Annotated in this window: 16 protein-coding genes and 1 riboswitch; of the genes, 6 read left to right on the top strand and 10 right to left on the bottom strand. The window is 69.2% G+C overall.

Features of this window, described 5'->3' with window-relative positions; genetic code table 11:
- Positions 1-22 precede the first annotated feature (22 nt).
- Positions 23-144, top strand: a riboswitch (S-adenosyl-L-homocysteine riboswitch).
- 72 nt (positions 145-216) lie between these two features.
- The 3 genes from ahcY to C693_RS0114470 all read left to right on the top strand — a co-directional run bounded on the left by ahcY (position 217) and on the right by C693_RS0114470 (position 3,112).
- Positions 217-1,656, top strand: a complete 1,440-nt coding sequence (gene ahcY, locus C693_RS0114480) for an adenosylhomocysteinase (RefSeq protein WP_017462990.1) — start codon at positions 217-219, stop codon at positions 1,654-1,656.
- 164 nt (positions 1,657-1,820) lie between these two features.
- A complete protein-coding gene (locus C693_RS21880; RefSeq protein WP_017462989.1) occupies positions 1,821-2,345 on the top strand; it encodes an RNA polymerase sigma factor in 525 nt (174 codons plus the stop codon).
- Positions 2,345-3,112 carry a hypothetical protein gene (locus C693_RS0114470; protein WP_017462988.1) on the top strand — a complete coding sequence of 256 codons (768 nt, stop codon included), beginning with the start codon at positions 2,345-2,347 and terminating at the stop codon, positions 3,110-3,112. Before C693_RS21880 ends, C693_RS0114470 begins: the two co-directional genes overlap by 1 nt.
- Positions 3,113-3,167: 55 nt before the next feature.
- Here C693_RS0114470 and C693_RS0114465 read toward each other — a convergent pair whose 3' ends face one another.
- From C693_RS0114465 to ccoN, 10 genes are read right to left on the bottom strand one after another with little or no spacing between them, the layout of a single operon-like run.
- Positions 3,168-3,893 (bottom strand): sulfite exporter TauE/SafE family protein, encoded by a 726-nt coding sequence (locus C693_RS0114465; RefSeq protein WP_017462987.1) that lies wholly within the window; start codon positions 3,891-3,893, stop codon positions 3,168-3,170.
- Positions 3,880-4,056 carry a cbb3-type cytochrome oxidase assembly protein CcoS gene (ccoS, locus tag C693_RS0114460; protein ID WP_017462986.1) on the bottom strand — a complete coding sequence of 59 codons (177 nt, stop codon included), beginning with the start codon at positions 4,054-4,056 and terminating at the stop codon, positions 3,880-3,882. The genes C693_RS0114465 and ccoS overlap by 14 nt, the downstream gene beginning before the upstream one ends.
- Positions 4,053-6,440, bottom strand: coding sequence for a heavy metal translocating P-type ATPase (locus C693_RS0114455; protein ID WP_017462985.1), 2,388 nt, complete (start codon positions 6,438-6,440; stop codon positions 4,053-4,055). The genes ccoS and C693_RS0114455 overlap by 4 nt, the downstream gene beginning before the upstream one ends.
- A 14-nt stretch (positions 6,441-6,454) precedes the next feature.
- The gene (locus tag C693_RS0114450; RefSeq protein WP_157798635.1) at positions 6,455-6,943 is read right to left on the bottom strand and encodes a hypothetical protein; all 489 of its coding nucleotides are present in this window, start codon (positions 6,941-6,943) and stop codon (positions 6,455-6,457) included.
- A complete protein-coding gene (locus C693_RS0114445; protein WP_017462983.1) occupies positions 6,940-8,496 on the bottom strand; it encodes a 4Fe-4S dicluster domain-containing protein in 1,557 nt (518 codons plus the stop codon). Before C693_RS0114445 ends, C693_RS0114450 begins: the two co-directional genes overlap by 4 nt.
- Positions 8,493-8,801, bottom strand: a complete 309-nt coding sequence (locus C693_RS0114440) for a hypothetical protein (protein ID WP_017462982.1) — start codon at positions 8,799-8,801, stop codon at positions 8,493-8,495. The genes C693_RS0114445 and C693_RS0114440 overlap by 4 nt, the downstream gene beginning before the upstream one ends.
- On the bottom strand, positions 8,798-9,730 hold the full coding sequence (ccoP, locus tag C693_RS0114435; RefSeq protein WP_241762678.1) for a cytochrome-c oxidase, cbb3-type subunit III: 933 nt from the start codon (positions 9,728-9,730) through the stop codon (positions 8,798-8,800). The genes C693_RS0114440 and ccoP overlap by 4 nt, the downstream gene beginning before the upstream one ends.
- Positions 9,727-9,870, bottom strand: a complete 144-nt coding sequence (locus C693_RS23115) for a cbb3-type cytochrome c oxidase subunit 3 (RefSeq protein WP_017462980.1) — start codon at positions 9,868-9,870, stop codon at positions 9,727-9,729. Before C693_RS23115 ends, ccoP begins: the two co-directional genes overlap by 4 nt.
- Position 9,871: 1 nt before the next feature.
- Positions 9,872-10,522 carry a cytochrome-c oxidase, cbb3-type subunit II gene (gene ccoO, locus C693_RS0114425; RefSeq protein ID WP_017462979.1) on the bottom strand — a complete coding sequence of 217 codons (651 nt, stop codon included), beginning with the start codon at positions 10,520-10,522 and terminating at the stop codon, positions 9,872-9,874.
- A 10-nt stretch (positions 10,523-10,532) separates the two neighbouring features.
- Positions 10,533-11,966, bottom strand: coding sequence for a cytochrome-c oxidase, cbb3-type subunit I (gene ccoN, locus C693_RS0114420; RefSeq protein WP_017462978.1), 1,434 nt, complete (start codon positions 11,964-11,966; stop codon positions 10,533-10,535).
- A 202-nt stretch (positions 11,967-12,168) separates the two neighbouring features.
- Here ccoN and metF point away from each other — a divergent pair, with 202 nt between their 5' ends.
- The 3 genes from metF to C693_RS0114405 all read left to right on the top strand — a co-directional run bounded on the left by metF (position 12,169) and on the right by C693_RS0114405 (position 14,636).
- Positions 12,169-12,993: a methylenetetrahydrofolate reductase [NAD(P)H] gene (metF, locus tag C693_RS0114415; protein WP_017462977.1), complete on the top strand. Its 825-nt coding sequence runs from the start codon at positions 12,169-12,171 to the stop codon at positions 12,991-12,993.
- Between the two features lie 31 nt (positions 12,994-13,024).
- Positions 13,025-13,654 (top strand): hypothetical protein, encoded by a 630-nt coding sequence (locus C693_RS0114410; RefSeq protein WP_017462976.1) that lies wholly within the window; start codon positions 13,025-13,027, stop codon positions 13,652-13,654.
- Between the two features lie 64 nt (positions 13,655-13,718).
- Positions 13,719-14,636 (top strand): branched-chain amino acid transaminase, encoded by a 918-nt coding sequence (locus C693_RS0114405; protein WP_017462975.1) that lies wholly within the window; start codon positions 13,719-13,721, stop codon positions 14,634-14,636.
- Positions 14,637-14,638: the final 2 nt, after the last annotated feature.

Here is a 14,638-nt window from a genome sequence, read left to right as displayed (position 1 = left end):
TTGCCGCTACAATGGTGCGCTGCCCGTCGAGGGGCGCTGCGACCACAGGCAGGCGGAATTCCGCCCTTCCGTCCGGTTATCCGGACCGGAAAGCACCGGTGGCCAGGCTCGGCGCGGCAGGTTCGAAAACGGCGCCCGGTTGCTATCACGCGGCAGTCTCGCGAGCGACCTTCCCCGGCGCCGCGGGGCTCCTGCACAGAACTGGAGCTCTCCGAAATGAATGCTGTGACCCGCGAAACCGTTTCGCACGATTACAAGATCGCCGACATCGGCCTGGCCGACTTCGGCCGCAAGGAACTGGACATCGCCGAGCAGGAAATGCCCGGCCTGATGTCGATCCGCAAGAAGTACGCCGCCAGCGCCCCGCTCAAGGGCGTGCGCGTGACCGGCTCGCTGCACATGACGATCCAGACCGGCGTGCTGATCGAGACCCTGAAAGACATCGGCGCCGACGTGCGCTGGGCCTCGTGCAACATCTTCTCCACCCAGGACCATGCCGCCGCGGCGATCGCCGCCTCCGGCACCCCGGTGTTCGCCTGGAAGGGCGAGACGCTGGAGGAGTACTGGGACTGCACGCTGGACGCGCTGTCCTTCCCCGACGGCAAGGGCGGCTTCCTCGGCCCGCAGCTGGTGGTCGACGACGGCGGCGACGTGACGCTGCTGATCCACAAGGGCTACGAGCTCGAGAAGGGCGACCGCTGGGTCGACTCCGCCTCCGAGAGCCACGAGGAGCAGGTGATCAAGAACCTGCTCAAGCGCGTGCACGCCGAGCGCCCGGGCTTCTGGCACACCGTGGTGAAGGACTGGAAGGGCGTCTCCGAAGAGACCACCACCGGCGTGCACCGCCTGTACCAGCTGGCCGAGGCCGGCAAGCTGCTGATCCCGGCGATCAACGTCAACGACTCGGTCACCAAGAGCAAGTTCGACAACCTCTACGGTTGCCGCGAGTCGCTGGCCGACGGCCTGAAGCGCGCGATGGACGTGATGCTGGCCGGCAAGCTGGCGGTGGTCTGCGGCTACGGTGACGTCGGCAAGGGCTGCGCCCACTCGCTGCGTGCCTACGGTGCCCGCGTGGTGGTCACCGAGATCGACCCGATCAACGCCCTGCAGGCGGCGATGGAAGGCTTCGAGGTCAACACCGTCGAGTCCACCCTGGGCCGTGGCGACATCTACGTCACCACCACCGGCAACAAGGACGTGATCACCCTGGAACACATGCAGGGCATGAAGGACCAGGCGATCGTCTGCAACATCGGTCACTTCGACAACGAGATCCAGGTCGAGCGGCTGCAGAAGTCCGGTGCCACCAAGCTCAACATCAAGCCGCAGGTGGACAAGTACACCTTCGCCAACGGCAACGCGATCTTCCTGCTGGCCGAAGGCCGCCTGGTCAACCTGGGCTGCGCCACCGGCCACCCGAGCTTCGTGATGTCCAACTCGTTCGCCAACCAGACGCTGGCGCAGATCGACCTGTGGGCGCACAAGGACATCTACGAGCCCAAGGTCTACATCCTGCCGAAGAAGCTGGACGAGGAAGTGGCCCGCCTGCACCTGGAGAAGATCGGCGTGAAGCTGACCACGCTGACCGCGGCCCAGGCGAAGTACCTCGGCGTGGCGGTGGAAGGTCCGTACAAGCCGGAGCACTACCGCTACTGATCGGCGGCAAGGTTCCACAAGATCGAAACGAAGGGCGCAGCGATGCGCCCTTCGTCGTTTCCGGTGCCAGCAGCTGTAAGAATCGGGCGGGCCGGCGCGTCTGAAGGGGTGAATCCACCCGGAGACGCACCATGCCCCTGTCACTTTCCCGCGGAGGCGAGCCCATGACGGACACCGCACCGCCCGATGTCAGTACCCTGGCCCGCGGCTACGGCCGCGCGGTGTACCTTGCCGCGTACCGCGTGCTCGGTGATGCCGGCCAGGCCGAAGACGTGCAACAGGACGTGTTCCTGCGCCTGCTCGAGAAACCGCCGACCGACGTCGCCTCGTGGCCGGCCTACCTCGCCGCCATGGCCACGCGCCAGGCGATCGACCGTCTGCGCAGCCGGCAACGCTGGCGCCGTCTGCGCCCACTGTGGAAAGCCGCCGAGCCGGAAGCGGCCGACACCGTCGAGCAGGACGCCGAGCAGGCCGAACGCGCCCGCCGGCTGCGCGACGCCCTCGCCCAGCTCAAACCGCAGCACGCCGAATGCTTCGTGCTGCGGCATCTCCACGGCCTGGACACCGCGGCGATCGCCCGGGCCACCGGCCTCACCCCGAACCACGTCGGCGTCTGCCTGCACCGTGCGACGCAGACGCTGGAATCGCTACTCAACGACCGCGCGCGCTCCGCGCAGGAGGTGCTGTGATGGAACCGACCCTGTCCCCCGCCCTGGCCAGCCACCTGCAGGCACTGGTGCGTGATCCGTCACCGGTCGCGCTCGACGCCGCGCAGGCGAAGCTGGAGCGCCGACTCGCCGGCGCCCGTCCGCGCCGCGTCCGGCCGGCGCGCTGGATCGGTGCGTTCGCCACCGCCGCCACCGCCTGCCTGGTACTCGCCCTGGTGCTGATGCCGACCTCGCGCGGCGTCGCCTTCGAGCTGGCGCTGAAGCACCTGCGCGACTTCCGCACCCTGTCGATGACCATCGAACAGCAGTCGCAGGGCATCGCGATGCCGCCGATCCACGTCCGCATGGACCGCGCCGGCGATGCCCGCACCGACATCGGCGAAGCCACCAGCGTGGTGGTGAACGCCGCCGAACATCGCGTGCTGACCCTGCTGCACGGCCCGCGCATGGCGATGGTGGTCGCGCTGCCGGCGGATGCGAAGCCGCAACCCGACGCCGCGCTGAAGTGGCTGGAGGCGATCGGCCAGTTCCAGGGCAAGGCGGTCGAACTGCCCGGCCAGCGCATCATCGACGGTCGCATCACCCACGGCTGGCAGCTCGACGTGCACGGCATGCGCATCGACCTGTGGGCGGATGACGACGGCGTGCCGCGGGCGGTCGAGGTCGGCGGCCACGGCATGGCGATGAGCCAGCGCATCCACGTGACCGTCGATCCGCCGCTGGATGCCGCGATCTTCAGCACGGCGATCCCCGCCGGGTACCACGAAGCCCGGCCCGACCGGGACTGAGCCGACACGGCAGGACACGCCGCGCCGCGAGCACCGAGCCCGCGGCGCGGCGCCTTCAGCGGGACCGCGGTCCGCAGCCCAGGGCGGTAAGCGCGTCGTGCAGGGCCGGCACCTGCATCAGCCACGGCGCCGCCATGGTCAGCACGCCCGCCACCAGCACCAGCGCGCCCGCGCCGTGACGGATCCCCGGTCGCTGCAGCCAGCGCCCCATGCGGGCACCCGACCAGGTCAACGGCAGCATCACCGGCAAGGTGCCGAGCCCGAATGCCGCCATGGTCAGCGCGCCGTGCACCGCGCTGGCCTGCATCCAGGCGGCCGCCAGCAGGGTGGTGCTGAGCCCGCACGGCAGCCAGCCCCACAACACGCCGGCCGCCAGCCGGCGCGGTGCGGTGTTCGCCGGCAGCAACGGACGCAGCAGCGGCTGCAGGGCACGCCAGACCCGGGCGCCCGGGCGCGAGAGCACGTTGAAGCGACCACTGCGATCGAGCAGGCGCAGGCCGGCGAGCACCAGCACCAGGCCCACGGCCACCCGCATCGCCACGGCCAGTCCGGGAATCTCGAACACGCGCAGCAGACCGTCGCCCACGCCGCCGACCAGCGCCCCGGCAAGCACGTAGCCGCCGACCCGGCCGAGGTTGAGCTGCGCCGCGCCGGCCCACCCGGCCTGCGGCGCACGCGCGGAGAAGCCGGTGGCGATACCGCCGCACATCGCCGCGCAGTGCGCACCGCCGAGCAGGCCGCTGAGCAGCGCCGCGGTGAGCGTCAGGCTATCGAGCGTCATCGTCCGGGTCGGTCGGCGTGGCCGGCGGATCGTCGCGCAGGATGTCCAGCGCCGGCGTGTCCAGGTCGTCGAACTGTCCCTTGCGCACCGCCCACACGAAAGCTCCGATGGACACGGCCAGCAGCACCACGCTGAGCGGAATCAGCATCAGCAGGATGGTCATGGGCGATGCTCCTCGCGCGAACGACGCATCAGTCGCAGCGCGTTCAGGGTGACGACCAGCGAGGATAGCGCCATTCCCAGCGCAGCCCAGCCCGGCGTGACCCGCCCCATGGCAGCGAGCGGCAGCGCGATCAGGTTGTAGCCCACCGCCCAGGCGAAGTTCTCGCGGATGATGTGCCGCGTGCGCCTTGCCAGGGCGATGGCGGCCGGCACGCGCATCAGTTCCGGCGCGGTCAGTACCAGGTCGGCGGCGCGCTGGGCCAGCGCCGCGCCCTCGCCCATCGCCAGCGAGACGTCGGCGCCGGCCAGCACCGGGGCGTCGTTCAGGCCATCGCCGACCATCGCCACCGTGCGGCCCTGCGCCTGCAGCTCATGCACCAGGGCAAGCTTGTCTTCGGGACGCTGCCTTGCCCGCGCGTCGGCGATACCCAGCGTGGCGGCCATCCGCTCCACCGCGGCCGCGCCGTCGCCGCTGGCCAGATGCACGACCAGGCCGAGCCCGCGCAGCGCACGGAGGGTGTCGACGGCGTCGGCACGCAGCCCCTCGCGCAGGGTGAAACGGGCGAGCGCACGCGTGCCGTCGCCCAGCCACAACTGGCCGTCGTCGACGCGGCCAGCCGCGAAGGGGGCGGTACCCAGGCGCCAGTGGACGCCCTCGATCCGGCCGGTCAGCCCCTGTCCTGCGACCAGCTGCAGCGACTCGACCGCCAGCTGCGCTTCGTCGCCGGCGAATGCCGCCGCGATCGGGTGGCCACTGTCGCGCTCGAGCGCAGCAGCGAGCGCACGGGCACGCGAGCGGTCCATGCCGTCGAACACCTCGACCGCCTCGAGCACCGGATGCACGCGGGTCAGCGTGCCGGTCTTGTCGAATACCAGGTCGGTGACGCGGGCGAGCCGATCCAGCGCTCCGGCACGCACCGGCAGGATGCCCCGCCGCGCCAGCGCCCCGCTGGCCGCGGCCAGCGCGGCCGGCACCGCCAGCGAGAGCGCGCACGGGCAGCTCACCACCAGCAGCGACAGTGCCACCTCGAACGCCCGCTGCGGCTCGATCAGCCGCCAGCCCAGGTACACCGCCAGCGCGGCCAGCAGCACCCCACCGACGAATACCGCACCGATGCGGTCGGCCAGTTGCGCCAGCGGCGGTCGCTGCGCCTGCGCCTGCTCGACCAGCCGGGTCAGCTGCGACAGCCGCGTCGACGTGCCGACGCCGCTGATGCGCAGGCGCGCAGGCGTCTCGCGGCAGTGAGTGCCGGCATACACCGGATCCCCCTCCCGCTTGGCCACCGGTCGCGACTCACCGGTAAGCAGCGCCTCCTCGAACAGCGCCTGCGGATCGAGCAGTTCGCCATCGGCCGGCACCGCCTCGCCCACCGCAACGCAGGCGACATCGCCCACCCGCAGCGCCGACAGCGGCACCGATTCGCGCGTGCCGTCGGCCCGCTCGCGCACCGCCAGCACCGGGCGCGCGCGCGCCAGCGTGTCCACCTGTGCGCTGGCGATACGCCGCGCGCGCTGCTCCAGCAGACGGGCCAGCAGCAGCAGGAACACGAACATCGCGGCCGCGTCGAACCACACGTGCGGTCCGCCGCGCACGGTCGCGACGGCACTGGCGAAGTAGGCCAGCAGGGTCGACCCGGCGACCAGCACATCCATCCCGAGGTGACGGCGCCTCAGGCCGTTCCACGCGCCTTCGATGAACGGCCAGCCGGAATAGAACACCACCGGTGTGCAGACCAGCAGGGTGAACCAGCGGAACAGGTCGCGCGTCGGCACGCTCATGTGGTGGCCGAAATCGAGGTACGAGGCCTCCGACAGCATCATCGTCTGCATCGCGGCCAGTCCGGCCACGCCCAGGCGCAGCAGCCACTGCCGGCGATCGGCCACACGCTGGCGCTCCGCCGCCGGGTCGCCGGCCAGATAAGGTCGGTAACCGAGCATCGCCAGCTGGCCCAGCACGGCCGAAAGGCGCGTGCGCGCAGGATCCCAGGCAATGCGTATGCGCCCGGTCACCGCATTGGCCCCGGCATCGAGCACACCCGGCGTGCGCTCGAGCGCACGATCGACCAGCCAGGCACAGGCGGCGCAGCGCATGCCGTCGGTAAGCACGGTGATCTCGCAGCCGCCGTCGACTGGCACGGTGTGCTCGGCCAGCAGCTCCTTGCCGTCCCAGGCGCCGAGATCGGCCACCTCGACATCGACCCGCGCACCGGCGTCGCTGCGCAGGCGGTAGTAGTCGCCCAGGTCGGCGTCGCGGATCCACTGCGCGGCGGTGGCACAGCCGTGGCAGCAGAACGGCTGCGGCCGGCCATCCAGCGCCACCCACACCGGCGACGGCGGCAACCGCTCGCCGCAGTGGTAGCAGCTGTGAACGACGCGCTGGTCCACCGGCTCGACCCGCCTTACGGCGCGAGCCGCGCGAACCGCGCCTCGGCCGGCCACCGTCCCTGCAGTCGCCACGGTGCGCGGTCGGAGGTGGCCTCGATCCGCCAGCTGTGCGCGTCGCTGATCACCCCGGCGCCGCGCCAGCCCAGTTCGCTGGGCTTGAGGCGCAGGGTCAGCACCTCGGCGGTCGCGTCCTGGGCGGTCAGCACGACGGTAAGGTCGCCGCCGCGGGCGATGCGCGCGTCGGTCGGCACCGCTTCGATCATGCCGCCGTTGTGGCGCAGGATCAGCTCGGTCACCGGCTTGGACCCCCGGGTCTGCGGCGCCTCTTCCGCGGTCAGCTGCAGGTGGCCCAGACGGATGACCTTGTCCGGCGTCTCGGCGGTCGGGCCGGCGTGATCGACGGCGGCGAACAACAGCGCGAACCCGATGGCCACCGACGCAAGCGGCAGACCGATCAGCATCCACACCATGGGTTCACGCCAAGCTTTGCGGGGCTTGTTCATGGCGAAGGTCCGAAGAAGCTGCTGTCGATGGTCACGGTCGCCTGCGTATCGACGCCATGTACGGTGAAGTGCACCACATGGCGCCCGGTCGTTTCCGAGGAGGCCGCCACGGTGACCGGCACCGACAGCACCTCGCCACTGTTGGCGACGACCACCTTCGGGCCGCCGCGCAGCGAGAGATCCTCGAGATCCGCGCCGCCGGCCACCTCGATGCGGTAGCGGTGGGTCTGCTGGCTCTTGTTCACCAGCTTGATGGTGTAGCTGTTCTCGACGTTGCCGTCGTCGGCCTGCGCATACATCGCGTTGCGGTCGCGCAGCGCCTCGGCAAGCAGCGGACTGCGGTGGGTGACGCCCCACCCCCAGGCGGCGGCGAGCGCGGTCAGCAGCAGGCCGTAAACGATGATGCGGGGACGCAGCACCTTCGCCGGTGCGCCATCGATCGCATTCTGCGTGGAGTAGCGGATCAGGCCGCGCGGATAGCCGACCTTGTCCATCACCTCGTCGCAGGCGTCGATGCAGGCGCCGCACGCGATGCACTCGTACTGCAGGCCGTTGCGGATGTCGATGCCGGTCGGGCAGACCTGCACGCAGATCGTGCAGTCGATGCAGTCGCCCAGCTCCTCGACGGCGAACTTCGGCAGCGGCTCGACCTTCACGCCCGGACCGCTGAGCGTGATCGTGCCGCTGGCCTGGGTGCGGTTGTCCGCCGCCGAGGGATGCCGGCTGGCGCGGAACACGTAGTCGTAGGCGGTCACCTTGTCGAGCAGGCCGCGGGCGCGCTCCAGCACGGTCGTCAGGCCGCGCTTGCGCGGACCGCGCGGCTCGCCGCGCATCGGGTCATAGGCGATGATCAGCGTGTTGCGGTCGAACATCGCGCTCTGGAAGCGCGCGTACGGGCACATGTACTTGCACACCTGCTGCCGCAGGAAGCCGGCGTTGCCCCAGGTGGCGACGCCGTAGAAAACGATCCAGAACGCCTCCCAGCCACCGAGATGGAACGGCACCCGGCGCGCCAGGTCGGCGATCGGGCTGAAGAAGCCGACGAAGGTGAAGCCGGTCCACAGCGAGAACAGCGCCCACACCAGGTGGCGAGTGCCCTTGCGCAGGATCTTCTCGCGGTTCCACGGCATCGCGTCGAGCTTGATCCGCTTGTTGCGGTCGCCCTCGATCCACTGCTCGATCCACAGCGAAACCTCGGTCCACACCGTCTGCGGGCAGGCGTAGCCGCACCACAGTCGTCCGGCCAGCGCGGTGAAGAAGAACAGCGCCAGCGCGGCGATCATCAGCAGCATCGCCAGGAACAGGAAGTCCTGCGGCAGGAACAGCAGCCCGAAGATGTGGAACTGCCGCGCCGGCAGGTCCAGCAGCACGGCCTGGCGACCGTCCCAGCGCAGCCACGGGAACAGGTAGAACATGCCCAGCAACCACACCACCGCGGCGACGCGCAGGCGGTTGTAGCGACCGGAGACCTCGCGCGGGTAGACCTTGCGTTCGCTCACATAGAACGAGTCGCTGCCTTCCTCGACGAGCTTGAGGGGAATGCGTGATGTCATGGGCGGTGTTCAGGCGCACCGGGCGCGTGGTGGAAGGCCTTGCGCGGTCGCAGGAGGATCCAGGTGAACAGGCTGGACGACGCGGTGCCGATCCAGGCGAGGAAGAAGCCGAGCGTATAGCCCAGCTCGCGATCCAGGTGCAGCGTGGGGAAGGTCATGTCCTGCAATGCCTGCGGATCGACGTAGGCGAAGAACACCATGGTCATCACGCCGGCGCAGAAGAAGCTCGGCCAGAGGATGGCGCCGGCGCGCCGGAGCAACCGGCGCGCCGGGGCGGAGGGTTGCCCGTCCGCCAGCCGGTTCACGGAGCCGCCTCCGGCGGAGCCGCGTCGTCATGCCTGGACAGCGTCCAGACATAGGCGCCGACCAGCCGCACGCGGGTTTCGCCAAGCCGCGGCTCCCACGCCGGCATGATGCCGTTGCGACCTTCCGCGATGGTCTGGTGCAAGGCAGCCTTGCTGCCGCCGTAGAGCCAGTGGGCCGTGGTCAGGTCGCGCGCACCGAGCATCGGGTTGCCCTTGCCGTCCGGGCCATGGCAGGCGATACACAGCGTGCCGAACAGCGCCTTGCCGCGCTGCGCCGCCGCGTCCTCGACATGCCCCGGCTTGGACAGCGACTGCACGTAGGCGACCACGTCGTCCACCGCCAGCGGGCCGCCCTGCGCCGTGAGCACGGTGCCCCAGGCCGGCATCACCGCATTGCGGCCCTTGAGGATGGTCTCCAGCACGCGGTCGGGCGAACCGCCCCAGTACCAGGCCTTGTCGGCCAGGTTCGGGAAGCCCTTGGCGCCCAGGCCGGTAGAGCCGTGGCAGGCCGCGCAATTGTCGGCAAAGATCGTGCGACCGATCGCCACCGCCCCCGGATCCTTGGCCAGCACGTCGATCGGCTTGCCGGCGTAGAGCTTCAGGGTTTCCTCCAGCCGCGCATCCTCGGCGGCCTTGTCCAGCGCCCATTCCGACTTGGAACTCCAGTGACCGAAGCCGCGCAAGGGGCCCACGCCGTACCAGAACAGGTAGCCGATGCCGAAGACGATGGTGATGTAGAACAGGTTGATCCACCAGCGCGGCAACGGCTTGTTGTATTCGGTGATGTCACCGTCCCACACATGGCTGGTGTCTTCCGGCGCAGGGTCTCCGGGGCGGCGCTTCACGTTCGCCATCAGCAGCCAGAAGCAGCCGGCGATGTTCAGCGCAACCAGGATGACCACGTACCACGTCCATCCCGAGGTCATCATGGCGTTTCCTCCCCGTTGTCGTCTTCAAGCGGCATGCGCGCAGCTGCATCGAGCGCCGGCTTGTTGCGCGGCAGCCACAGCCAGATCCAGCCGCCGACGAACAGCACCAGCAGCACTGCGGTAATCACTCCGGCCACCATGTCAGTCACTCCCCTGCGGTGCGTTGTCGTCGGCCGGCGTCAGGTGCGTACCGAGATGCTGCAGGTACGCGACCACCGCGTCCTGCTCGGTCTTGCCCTTGACCTCCTCCGGCGCCGCGGCGATCTCGGCATCGGTGTACGGCACGCCGATGCGCTGCAGCGCCTTCATGTGCCGGGCGACCTCCTCGCCGTCGAGCTTGTTCTTCTCCAGCCATGGGTAGGCCGGCATGATCGACTCCGGCACCACGTCGCGCGGGTTGTGCAGGTGCGCGCGCTGCCAGTCGTCGGAGTAGCCGCGCAGGCCGACGCGGGCCAGATCCGGTCCGGTGCGCTTGCTGCCCCACTGGAACGGATGGTCGTAGACCGACTCGCCGGCCAGCGAATAGTGGCCGTAGCGCTCGGTCTCGAAGCGCAGCGTGCGGATCATCTGCGAGTGGCAGTTGTAGCAGCCCTCGCGCAGGTAGATGTCCCGCCCGGCCAGCTGCAGCGCGGGGTACGGCTTGATCCCCGGCAGCGGCTTGATCGTCTCGGCCTGGAACATCAGCGGGACGATCTCGGCCAGGCCACCGAAGGAGACGGCGGCGGCGATCAGGATGGCCATCAGGCCGATGTTCTTTTCGATCTTGTCGTGGAAATGCGTTGTCTCGGTCATGTCCGTCCCCTCAGGCCCTGGCATCGGCAGCGTCCGCCGGCAGCACCGGCTGCGCGACGATCGCGCCCCGCGCCTGCTGGAAGGTCTTGAACACGTTCCACGCCATCACGAACATGCCGCTGAGCACGATCAGGCCACCGCCCAGGCGGAACAGGTAGTAAGGCTTGGTGGCGTTGAGCGACTCGACGAACGAGTACACCAGGGTGCCGTTGTCCGGGTCGGTGGCGCGCCACATCAGACCCTGCATCACGCCCGCGATCCACATCGAGGCGATGTACACGACCACGCCGATGGTGTGCAGCCAGAAGTGGGTGTCGATCAGCTTGACCGAGTACATCTGCTGCTGGTTGAGCAGGCGCGGCAGCATCGCGTAGATCGAGCCGATCGAGATCATCGCCACCCAGCCCAGCGCGCCGGAATGCACGTGGCCGATGGTCCAGTCGGTGTAGTGGCTGAGCGAGTTGACCGTCTTGATCGACATCATCGGCCCCTCGAACGTGCTCATCATGTAGAACGAGAGCGAGACGATGAGGAACTTCAGGATCGGGTCGGTGCGCAGCTTGTGCCAGACACCCGACAGGGTAAGGATGCCGTTGATCGCACCGCCCCACGAGGGCGCCAGCAGGATCAGCGAGAACACCATGCCCAGCGACTGCGCCCAGTCGGGCAGCGCGGTGTACATCAGGTGGTGCGGACCGGCCCACATGTAGATGGCGATCAGCGCCCAGAAGTGCACGATCGACAGCCGGTAGGAGTAGATCGGCCGGCCGGCCTGCTTGGGCACGAAGTAGTACATCATGCCGAGGAAGGCCGTGGTCAGGAAGAATCCGACCGCGTTGTGGCCGTACCACCACTGCACCATCGCATCGACCGAGCCGGAATAGATGGAGTAGGACGTCATCCATCCGGAAGGAATCGACAGGTTGTTGACGATGTGCAGCAGCGCGATGGTGATGATGTACGCGCCGTAGAACCAGTTGGCCACGTAGATGTGCTTCACCTTGCGCTTGGCGATGGTGCCGAAGAACAGCACCGCGTAGGACACCCAGACGATCGCGATGGCGATGTCGATCGGCCATTCCAGCTCGGCGTATTCCTTGCCCTGGGTGTAGCCCAGCGGAAGGCTGATCGCGGCCGCCACGATGATCAGCTGCCAGCCCCAGAACACGAACGCGGCCAGCTTGTCCGACAGCAGCCGGACATGGCAGGTGCGTTGCACCGTGTACAGGCTGGTGGCGAACAGCGCGCAACCGCCGAACGCGAAGATCACCGCATTGGTGTGCAACGGCCGCAGGCGGCCGAAGGTGAGCCACGGCACGTTGAAATTCAGTGCCGGGAAATAAAGCTGCGCCGCGATCAGCACGCCTACCAGCATGCCGACCACGCCCCATACCACGGTCATCACGGCGAACTGCCGCACGACCTTGTCGTTGTAGTTGCCCACTGGGCCCCCTCCTGAGCGTCGTAACGGGGGGCATGGTCGACGATCGGGCCACCGGGCTAACTGATGCCGGTCAAAAATCCTTGCGATCGCCGGACGGACAGCTTGTCGCAGGCAACGCGACCCTGGCGGCAAACGGCCATCCATCTTTTCATCGCGAATAAAAGATATATACTTTGGCAATCGCCCTGCCGACCCTCGAGTCATGCCCCCGATCAGCTTCGAGTTCTTCCCGCCCAAGACGGACGAGCAACGCTCCCAACTGGACCGCACGGCCAGCCTGCTGAAGTCCCGGGGGCCGGAGTACGCATCGGTGACCTTCGGCGCTGGCGGCTCCACGCTCAGTTACACCGGGGAGACGGTGGCCCGCCTGCATCGCGAGCACGGCCTGGATGTGGCGCCCCACCTGTCCTGCATGGGCGGCACCCGGAAGGAGATCGCCGAGCTGCTGGACGGCTACCGCGCCGCTGGCTACCGCCGCATCGTGGCGCTGCGCGGCGACCTGCCCTCCGGCATGGCCTCGCCCGGCGACTTCCGCTACGCCGCCGAGCTGGTGCGTTTCATCCGCGAGCACTCCGGCGACCACTTCCATATCGAGGTGGCTGCCTATCCCGAGACGCATCCGCAGGCCGACGACGCCCTGGCCGACCTGCGCCACTTCAAGGCCAAGGTGGAGGCCGGCGCCAACGGCTCGATCACGCAGTACTTCTTCAATCCCGACGCCTACTTCCGCTTCGTCGACGACGTGCGGCGGCTGGGCGTGGAGGTGCCGGTGGTGCCGGGCATCATGCCGATCGGCAACTTCAGCCAGCTCAAGCGCTTCTCCGATGGCTGCGGGGCGGAAATCCCGCGCTGGATCGTCAAGCGCATGCAGGCGCACGGCGACGACGCCGAGTCGGTCCGCCAGCTTGGCGCCGAGGTGGTGGCCCAGCTGTGCCGCCGCCTCATCGAGGGTGGGGCCCCGGGGCTGCACTTCTACACCCTGAATCGCGCCCGGCCGACGCTGGCGATCCTCGACCAGTTGCACTGATCGCATACGGAGCCGGCTCCATACTGGCCGGATGCACCTGCCGTCCGTCTTCGCCCTGCTGATCCTGGCCCTCGTGGCCGGCCCGTCGGCGCGCGGACAGGACGTGATCCACCGCTGCATCGATCCGGCCGGGCATCCGGTGTTCACCGACAGGCGTTGCAGCACGCTGGACGCCACACCTGTGCGAGCAAGCGCCGCCGCGGCCGCCGACCGGCCCGGCACAGGCCAGCCGGCCGACGACGCGCCGCGGCTGTGCGCCGCCGATCCGGCCACGCTGCGGCAACAGGTGCTGGATGCGTTCGCCCGGCGCGAGCCCAACCGGCTGGCTGGCCTGATGCTGTGGGACGACTACGGCGAGCGCGGCGCGGTGGAACGCATCCAGGCACTGGGCACGCTGGTCGACCGACCGCTGCTGGATCTGCGCGACGACGACGGCGGCGGCTGGCACGCCGCGGCCGGGCCGGCCGCCTCGATCTACGATGCCACCCGGCCGTTGCGCGATCAGCTCGACGACCCGTCGGCGGCTCCGCCGGCCGTCGCGCCCGGTGACCCGCAGGCGCTGATCGCGGTCACCCCGGACGACGACGGCGGCCCGCACGAGACCCGCTTCGCGATCGAGCGCCGCGCCGGCTGCCTGTGGCTGCTGCCGCCCGCCGGATGACCTTCGTCCGGGGCGGCTGCCGGGGCGATCCGTTATCATGGGCGGTCCCCAACGGAGAACCGTCATGGCGCAGCAATACCCCGAATGGATCTGGCAGAACGGCGAGATCAAGCCGTGGAAAGACGCCACCACCCACGTGATGTCGCATGCCCTGCACTACGGCTCGTCGGTGTTCGAGGGCATCCGCAGCTATGCCACGCCCGACGGTGCCGCGATCTTCCGCCTCACCGACCACCTCAAGCGCCTGTACCAGTCCGCGCGCATCTATGACATGGAGCTGCCGTACTCCATGGACGAGCTGGCCCAGGCCTGCCGCGACATCGTCAAGAAGAACGGCCTGACCGCCGCTTACCTTCGCCCGGTGGCCTACCGCGGCCTGGGCGGCTTCGGGCTCTCCGCCGACACGCCGATCGACGTCGCCGTGGCGACCTGGCCGATGGGTCCGTACCTCGGGCCGGGCGCGCTGGAAAAGGGCATCAGCGCCTGCGTGTCCAGCTGGCAGCGTTTCGCGCCGAACACCATCCCGGCCGGCGCCAAGGCTGGCGGCAACTACCTCTCCGGCCAGTTGATCGCGCGCGAGGCACGCCGGCTGGGCTTCGGCGAAGGCATCGCGATGGCCTCCACCGGCCTGCTCAGCGAAGGTGCCGGCGAGAATCTGTTCCTGGTGTTCGACGGCGTGCTGCACACCACCCCGGCGAGCGCCTCGATCCTCACCGGCATCACCCGCGACACGCTCAAGGTGCTGGCCCGCGAGGAAGGCATCGAAGTGGTCGAGCGCGACCTCCCGCGCGAGTACCTGTACCTGTGCGACGAGCTGCTGATGTGCGGTACCGCGGCCGAGATCACCCCGATCAACGCGGTGGACGGCAAGCAGATCGGCCACGGCACTGCCGGCCCGGTCACCCGCCGGCTGCAGGAGCTGTACTTCGGCCTGTTCGATGGCCGCACCAACGACAAGTGGGGCTGGCTGGAGCCGGTCTGACC

The organism is Dyella ginsengisoli LA-4 (assembly GCF_000334915.1).
Classification (GTDB): domain Bacteria; phylum Pseudomonadota; class Gammaproteobacteria; order Xanthomonadales; family Rhodanobacteraceae; genus Dyella_A; species Dyella_A ginsengisoli_A.
The sequence above is the reverse complement of the archived record's forward strand: the minus strand, read 5'-3'. Positions and strand labels throughout refer to the sequence as shown.